The sequence below is a fragment of the Anaeromyxobacter sp. genome (genome assembly GCA_016718565.1).
Lineage (GTDB): Bacteria > Myxococcota > Myxococcia > Myxococcales > Anaeromyxobacteraceae > JADKCZ01.
Map to the genome: position 1 here is coordinate 276805 of JADKCZ010000010.1, position 6548 is coordinate 283352.

Consider the following 6548-nt stretch of genomic DNA (forward strand, 5'->3'; position numbering starts at 1 on the left):
CTATCTGTGAGATCCCACACCCTGGAGACACCATGGCCGACCTGACGACCGACTACCTGGGCCTCACCCTGCCGAGCCCGCTGGTGGTCGCCTCCTCCGCGCTGTCCAACCGCGTCGAGAACCTCGAGGCGGCGGAGGGGCACGGCGCGGGCGCGGTGGTCCTGCGCTCCCTCTTCGAGGAGCAGCTCGAGGCCACCAACACCGTGCTCGAGGAGGCGGCGGCGCGCCACGCCGACTCCAACCCGGAGGCCCGCACCTACTTCCCGCCCCAGCGCGTCGGCCCGCACGAGTACCTCTCGCTGGTGGAGCGGTCCAAGAAGGCGCTCGACATCCCGGTCATCGCCAGCCTGAACTGCTGCGCCACCGGCAGCTGGACCGGCTACGCCAAGGACATCGCCTCGGCCGGCGCCGACGCCCTGGAGGTGAACCTCTACGCCGTCGAGGCCGACCCGCTGGTGAGCAGCGCCGAGGTGGAGCGCCGCTACCTCGACATCGTGGCCGGCATCCGGGCCGCGGTGAAGCTGCCCATCGCCGTGAAGCTCTCGCCCTACTTCACGTCGCTCGGCCACATGGCGGTGCAGCTGGAGAAGACCGGGGTGCAGGGGCTGGTGCTCTTCAACCGCTTCCTGCAGCCGGACATCTCGCTGGAGCGGCTGGCCCCCCACAGCGTCATGACCCTCTCCTCGCCCTCCGAGGCGCTGCTGCCGCTCCGCTGGATGGGGCTGCTGCACGGGCGGGTCAAGCTCCAGCTGGCCGCCTCCACCGGGGTCTACGACGCCCCCGGGGCGCTCAAGCAGGTGCTGGCGGGCGCCCAGGTGGTGCAGCTGGCCTCGGCGCTGGTGAAGAACGGCGTGCCCCACCTGGGCAAGGTGCTGGCCGGCATGGAGGAGTGGCTGGAGCGGCGCGGCCACGCCAACCTGGGCGAGGTGCGGGGCACCCTCAGCCAGAAGGAGATCGCCGACCCGGGCGCCTTCGAGCGGGCCCAGTACGTCCACCTGATCCTGTCCCAGAACATCTGAGCCAGGCCAGGCTGGACCCGATCGTCGCACCGCCCCCAACGGGGACGGTGCGCCGGCCCTTCGCCGCGCTAACTTCTCGGTCCACCGAGACCACCAACCCGATCCGAGGGCGAGGAACGACACCATGGCAAACCTGAAGGGCAGCAAGACGCACCAGAACCTCAAGGACGCCTTCGCGGGCGAGTCGCAGGCCAACCGCCGCTACCTGTACTTCGCCAAGGTGGCCGACGTGGAGGGCTACCCGGAGGTGGCGATGAACTTCCGCGAGACCGCCGAGGGCGAGACCGGCCACGCGCACGGCCACCTCGACTTCCTCAAGGCGGTGGGTGACCCGGCCACCGGGCTGCCCATCGGCGACAGCACGCTCAACCTCAAGGCCGCCATCCACGGCGAGACCCACGAGTACACCGACATGTACCCGGGCATGGCCAAGACGGCCCGCGAGGAGGGCTTCGGCGAGGTGGCCGACTGGTTCGAGACGCTGGCCAAGGCCGAGAAGTCCCACGCCGGCCGCTTCGACAAGATGCTGAAGACCATCAGCTAGCCGGTCCCGCACAGCCGAAGCGCGGTCCGCGGAGCCCGGTGCCCTCACGAGGTGCCGGGCTCCTCGTGCTTCTCACTCCCACGTCCGAGGAGGGCCCATGAGCTCCACCGGAAGAACCATCACCTACGACCCCACGCCCGGCCTGAGCTACGACCCGGCCGAGCCGAAGTACTGGCAGCCGGACGCCCTGCAGGGCGAGGTCCACCGCGCCTTCGAGATCTGTCACGGCTGCCGCATGTGCTTCAAGTACTGCGACAGCTTCCCGCTGCTCTTCAAGGCCATCGACCAGCAGCACGACGGCGACGTCGCCAAGGTCACGGCGGCGGAGACCAGGCAGGTCATGGACGCCTGCTTCCAGTGCAAGCTCTGCGAGGTGCAGTGCCCCTACACGCCGCGCGACGGGCACGCCTGGCAGCTCGACTTCCCCAAGCTGGTGCACCGCTGGCGCGGCGTGCAGCGGCGCGGCAAGGGGAAGACGCTGCGGATGCGCGTCCTCAACGATCCCGACGGCGCGGCCAGGCTGGCGCGCGCCAGCTTCGGCATGGCCAACGTGATGAACGGGGTGCGCCCGTTCCGGGTGCTGCTGGAGAAGGCGGTGGGGGTGCACCGCGACAAGCTGCTGCCGGACTTCGCCGCCGAGCCCTTCGACGCCTGGGCCGAGCGCGCCGGGCACGTCCGCGCCGAGCCGGGCGGCGAGGTGGTGCTCTTCCAGACCTGCTTCGTGCAGCACAACGAGCCGCAGGTGGGCAAGGACGCGCTCTTCGTGCTCAAGCAGAACGGCGTGGACGCCCGGGTGGTCAAGGGGCTGCGCTGCTGCGGCATGCCGGCCTGGGAGCAGGGGGACCTCGAGTCGCTCCGGGCCCAGGCCCACGTCGACCTCGACCTGCTCCTGCCGTACGTGGAGCGCGGGGCCAAGGTGCTGGTCATCAACCCCACCTGCTCGATGATGATGCGGCGCGAGTGGCCGCACCTGCTCGACGGGCCGGACCGGGCCCGGGCCGAGCGGCTCGCCCCGGCGGTGATGGACGTCTCCGAGTACCTCTGGTCCATCCGCGAGGAGCCGCGCTTCAGCACGGCCTTCAAGAGCACGCCGCCGGGCGGCAAGGTGGCCTACCACGCCCCCTGCCACCTGCGGGCCCAGGGGTGGGCTTCAAGGGGCGCGACCTGCTGCGCAAGATCCCCGGGGTGCAGGTGTCCGGCACCGTGATGGAGTGCTGCGGCCACGACGGCACCTACGCCATGACGGTGGAGGGGTTCGGCCCGTCGCAGCGCATCGGGCAGAAGGCCTTCGACGGCATGAAGGCCGCCGGGGCCGAGACCTGGGCCACCGACTGCCCGCTGGCGGCCCTGCAGTTCGAGCAGCACGCCGGCCAGAAGCCGCTGCACCCCATGTCGCTCCTGGCCCGGGCCTACCGCGGCCAGGGCTTCGGCCCCGGCGAGGGAGGGGAGACCCCGTGAGGCACGTCACGCGCGAGGAGATCCTGCCGCTCGAGGCCTACGAGCGGGCCCGCCCGGAGATCCGGCCGGCCATCATCGAGGCCAAGAAGCCGCGCCGCATCCACGTCGGCCCGAACCTGACCCTGCTGTTCGAGAACACCGCCACCATCCGCTACCAGGTCCAGGAGATGGTGAAGGCCGAGCGGATGACCCGGGAGGCCGACATCCGCCACGAGCTCGAGACCTACAACGAGCTGCTGGGCGGGCCGGGCGAGCTGGGCGCCACCCTGCTCATCGAGATCACCGACCCGGCCGAGCGCGACGACAAGCTGGGCCGCTGGCGCGGGCTGGAGGCCCACCTCTATCTCGCCCTGGAGAACGGCACGCGGGTGCGGGCCACCTACGACGCGCGGCAGGTGAGCGAGGAGCGGCTCTCCTCGGTGCAGTACCTCAAGTTCGACGTGAAGGGGCAGGTGCCGGTGGCGGCCGGCGCCGACCTGCCGGCCCTCACGCTGGAGGTGGCGCTGACCCCCGAGCAGCGGGCGGCGCTGCGCCAGGACCTGGCCGCCGGGACCTGAGCGCCACGCCGCGGCGCCGCACCCGGCGGGGCCGCAGGTGCGGCGACCGGGCGCGGCGGGTGGGGTGGTGAAATAGGCGGGGGAGGCCTCCGTAGTGCCGTGCATGGAGGCCGTCATGAAGTCGATCATCCCCGCCGCGCTGGTGCTGGTCCTCGAAGTCGGGTTCATCCTCAGCATCGCCGTCCTGCCGGACGCCGCCCCGACGGCGTCGCAGGCCGAGCTGGCCGCCGGCGCGGCCTCCGCCGGGGCGCAGGCCGCCCAGGTGGTCACCCAGGCCCCGGCCCCCAAGCGGCCGTCGCGGTCCTGAGCCCGCGTCGGGCGCCGGGCCACGAGCCCGCGCGCAGGCCCCCGGGCCCGACCACCCCCTGGCAGCCGAGAGCTCCACCCACCGGCCGCCGCTCCCGCCACCGCGGGGCGGCGGCCGGATCGTCGGTGGCCCGGCGGCGCCGGCGTAGACTGCCCCGGTGCCGCTCTTCCGCCTCCCCGACGAGCCCGTCTTCCCCGACCCCAGCCTGGCCGAGCCCGACGGCCTGCTGGCGGTGGGCGGCGACCTCACGCCGGCCCGGCTGGTGGCGGCCTACGCCAGCGGCATCTTCCCCTGGTTCAGCCGGGGGTCGCCCATCCTCTGGTGGTCACCCGACCCCAGGCTGGTGCTGGTGCCCTCGGCCCTGCACGTGCCGCGCTCGCTGGCCCGCACCCTCAGGCGTGGCGCCTTCCGCTTCACCGCCGACCAGGCCTTCGAGCGGGTGGTGAAGGCCTGCGCCACCTCGGCGCGCCCCGGCCAGCGCGGCACCTGGATCACCCCCGCCATGGCGAAGGCCTACCTCGGGCTCCACCGGCTCGGCCTGGCCCACTCCTTCGAGGCCTGGGAGGGCGAGGCGCTGGTGGGCGGCCTGTACGGCGTGGCGCTGGGGGCCGCCTTCTTCGGCGAGTCGATGTTCGCCACCCGGCCGGACGCGTCCAAGGCGGCCTTCGTGGAGGCGGTGGCGTTCCTGGCGGGCCGCGGGGTCCAGCTGGTGGACTGCCAGGTGCGCACCGAACACCTGGCCCGCTTCGGCGCGGAGGACTGGCCGAGGTCGCGGTTCCTGGAGGCGCTGGCGGAGGCGCTGCGGGTGGAGGCGGCGCCCGGCCCGTGGACGCTGGCGGCGACGACGGGAGGGGCGGAGAGCGCCGGGGACGGCTAGGTGTGCAGCTCGATGAACCGCTTCAGCGCCACCCGCACCTCGTTCTGCACCGGGGTGGGCACGGCCGGCAGCGGCGTGGCCTTGCACAGGGCCAGGGTGCGCTGCAGCGACTCGCAGCGGGAGGCGCAGGAGGGGCAGCCGCCCAGGTGGCGCTCCATGTCGGCGCACAGGGTGGAGGAGATCTCCCCCTCCAGGTGCTGCGAGAAGAGCTGCACGATGTCGGGGCAGGACTCCGAGGCGCGCGGCGCCAGCGCGCCGGGCACGCCGATGACCGGCGCCACCGCCTCGCGCACCGCCACCCGGGCCCGGTGCAGCCGGCTCTTCACCGCCTCCACCGACAGCCCCATGACCTCGGCCACCTCGGGCGCCGAGAGCCCCTCCACGTCCCGCAGCACCAGCACCTCGCGGTACATCGGGTCGAGGGCGCCGATGGCCTGCTCCAGCGCCACCTCGATCTGCCGGCCGGCCAGGGACTCGTCGGCCCCCCGGGCCGGGTCGGCCAGCTGCCTGGCCTCCTCGCCGGGCGCGTGGGCGTCGAGCGACTCCTCCACCTCGGGCGCGAACTTGGAGCGGCGGCGCTTCTTGATGCAGAAGCTCCGGGCGATGGTGTAGAGCCAGGTCGACACCTGCGAGGCGCCGCGGAAGTCCTTCACCCCGCGCGCCACGGCCAGCAGGGTGTCCTGCAGCACGTCCTTGGCGTCCTCCGGATCCCGGCACATCTTCAGCCCGAACCGGTAGACGCGGGGCTGGTGGCGCGCCAGCAGCGCCTCCAGCGCGGGGCGGTCCCCGGCGCGGGCGGCCTCCAGCAGCTCCTGGTCGGTGCGCTCCATCAGCGCCCTTCCTTAGTCCGAACCACCCTGCCCCACAAGGGCCAGTCCACGGACGGGGGGTTCACCTGGGGCGAACAGAGAGAGGCCGTGCACCCCGTTTGAGACCTTCCCAAAAAAGTTGATGCAGATCAATTTACGACCCAACGCGGGCCCCGGACCCCTGCGCACGTCTCGTCGCCTGATCCGGGGACCGTTCGCCCATGAGCGCACTCTTCTCCCCGAAATCGAACGCCCTCCTCATGACGGTCCTGGCCGTCGTCGGCCTGGGGGCCGCCGGCACCATCGGCGGCCTGCTGCTCTACTGGCGCACGCCCTACGGCCTCAACGTGGCGACGCCGGTGGTCCAGCCGGTCCAGTTCGACCACCGGCACCACGTGCAGGACGACCTCATCGACTGCCGCTACTGCCACTCGTCGGTGGACAAGGCCCCCAGCGCCGGCATCCCGTCCACCGAGCTGTGCCTGGCCTGCCACTCCCAGGTCTGGAACAAGAGCCCCCTGCTCGACCAGGTGCGGGCCAGCTGGTTCCAGGACCAGCCCATCCGCTGGACCCGGGTGCACAAGCTCCCCGACTTCGTCTACTTCAACCACGCCATCCACGTGAACAAGGGCGTGGGCTGCGTCGAGTGCCACGGCCGGGTGGACCAGATGGCCGCCATCGAGCAGGCCCTGCCGCTCACCATGGGCTTCTGCCTCGACTGCCACCGCAACCCGCAGCCGCGCCTCCGCCCGCTGGAGGAGATCGCCAACCTGCGCTGGGTGCCGCCGGCCGACCGGGCGGCCCTGGGGGCCGAGCTGGCCAAGAAGTACGACGTCAAACCGAAGGTGAACTGCACGACATGCCACCGCTAGGCCTCCCCATCTACGGACAGCCGGCCCCGCAGCCCGAGGCCCCGAAGCGCTGGCGCAGCCTGGCCGAGGCCGGCGGCGCGGCCGACCCCGCCGCCGGCACCTACC

At 72.6% G+C, this 6548-nt stretch carries 7 protein-coding genes and 1 pseudogene; 7 read left to right on the forward strand and 1 reads right to left on the reverse strand.

Annotated elements, in window-relative coordinates:
• The first annotated feature begins 32 nt into the window (after positions 1–32).
• From IPO09_17950 to IPO09_17975, 6 genes and pseudogenes are all read left to right on the forward strand, one after another.
• Positions 33–1019, forward strand: a complete 987-nt coding sequence (locus IPO09_17950; GenBank protein MBK9519194.1) for a dihydroorotate dehydrogenase-like protein — start codon at positions 33–35, stop codon at positions 1017–1019.
• Positions 1020–1143: 124 nt separating this feature from the next.
• The gene (locus IPO09_17955; protein ID MBK9519195.1) at positions 1144–1563 is read left to right on the forward strand and encodes a rubrerythrin; all 420 of its coding nucleotides are present in this window, start codon (positions 1144–1146) and stop codon (positions 1561–1563) included.
• A 97-nt stretch (positions 1564–1660) separates the two neighbouring features.
• Positions 1661–3021 (forward strand): annotated as a pseudogene (locus tag IPO09_17960) (4Fe-4S dicluster domain-containing protein).
• Positions 3018–3578, forward strand: coding sequence for a DUF3501 family protein (locus tag IPO09_17965; protein ID MBK9519196.1), 561 nt, complete (start codon positions 3018–3020; stop codon positions 3576–3578). The pseudogene IPO09_17960 and the gene IPO09_17965 overlap by 4 nt, the downstream one beginning before the upstream one ends.
• 115 nt (positions 3579–3693) lie before the next feature.
• Complete coding sequence (locus tag IPO09_17970; GenBank protein MBK9519197.1) at positions 3694–3885, forward strand: hypothetical protein; 192 nt, start codon at positions 3694–3696, stop codon at positions 3883–3885.
• A gap of 157 nt (positions 3886–4042) precedes the next feature.
• Complete coding sequence (locus IPO09_17975) at positions 4043–4762, forward strand: leucyl/phenylalanyl-tRNA--protein transferase (protein ID MBK9519198.1); 720 nt, start codon at positions 4043–4045, stop codon at positions 4760–4762.
• Here the strand turns inward: IPO09_17975 and IPO09_17980 are convergent.
• Positions 4759–5592: a sigma-70 family RNA polymerase sigma factor gene (locus tag IPO09_17980; GenBank protein MBK9519199.1), complete on the reverse strand. Its 834-nt coding sequence runs from the start codon at positions 5590–5592 to the stop codon at positions 4759–4761. The two genes, IPO09_17975 and IPO09_17980, sit on opposite strands and share 4 nt — an antisense overlap.
• 200 nt (positions 5593–5792) lie before the next feature.
• Between IPO09_17980 and IPO09_17985 the strand changes: the two genes are divergently transcribed.
• On the forward strand, positions 5793–6443 hold the full coding sequence (locus tag IPO09_17985; GenBank protein MBK9519200.1) for a cytochrome c3 family protein: 651 nt from the start codon (positions 5793–5795) through the stop codon (positions 6441–6443).
• The last annotated feature ends 105 nt before the right edge of the window (positions 6444–6548 follow it).

Coding starts and splice junctions, on each gene's coding strand:
- IPO09_17950 (MBK9519194.1), top strand. CDS start 33: ATGGCCGACCTGACGACCGACTACCTGGGCCTCACCCTGCCGAGCCCG.
- IPO09_17955 (MBK9519195.1), top strand. CDS start 1,144: ATGGCAAACCTGAAGGGCAGCAAGACGCACCAGAACCTCAAGGACGCC.
- IPO09_17970 (MBK9519197.1), top strand. CDS start 3,694: ATGAAGTCGATCATCCCCGCCGCGCTGGTGCTGGTCCTCGAAGTCGGG.
- IPO09_17980 (MBK9519199.1), bottom strand. CDS start 5,592: ATGGAGCGCACCGACCAGGAGCTGCTGGAGGCCGCCCGCGCCGGGGAC.
- IPO09_17985 (MBK9519200.1), top strand. CDS start 5,793: ATGAGCGCACTCTTCTCCCCGAAATCGAACGCCCTCCTCATGACGGTC.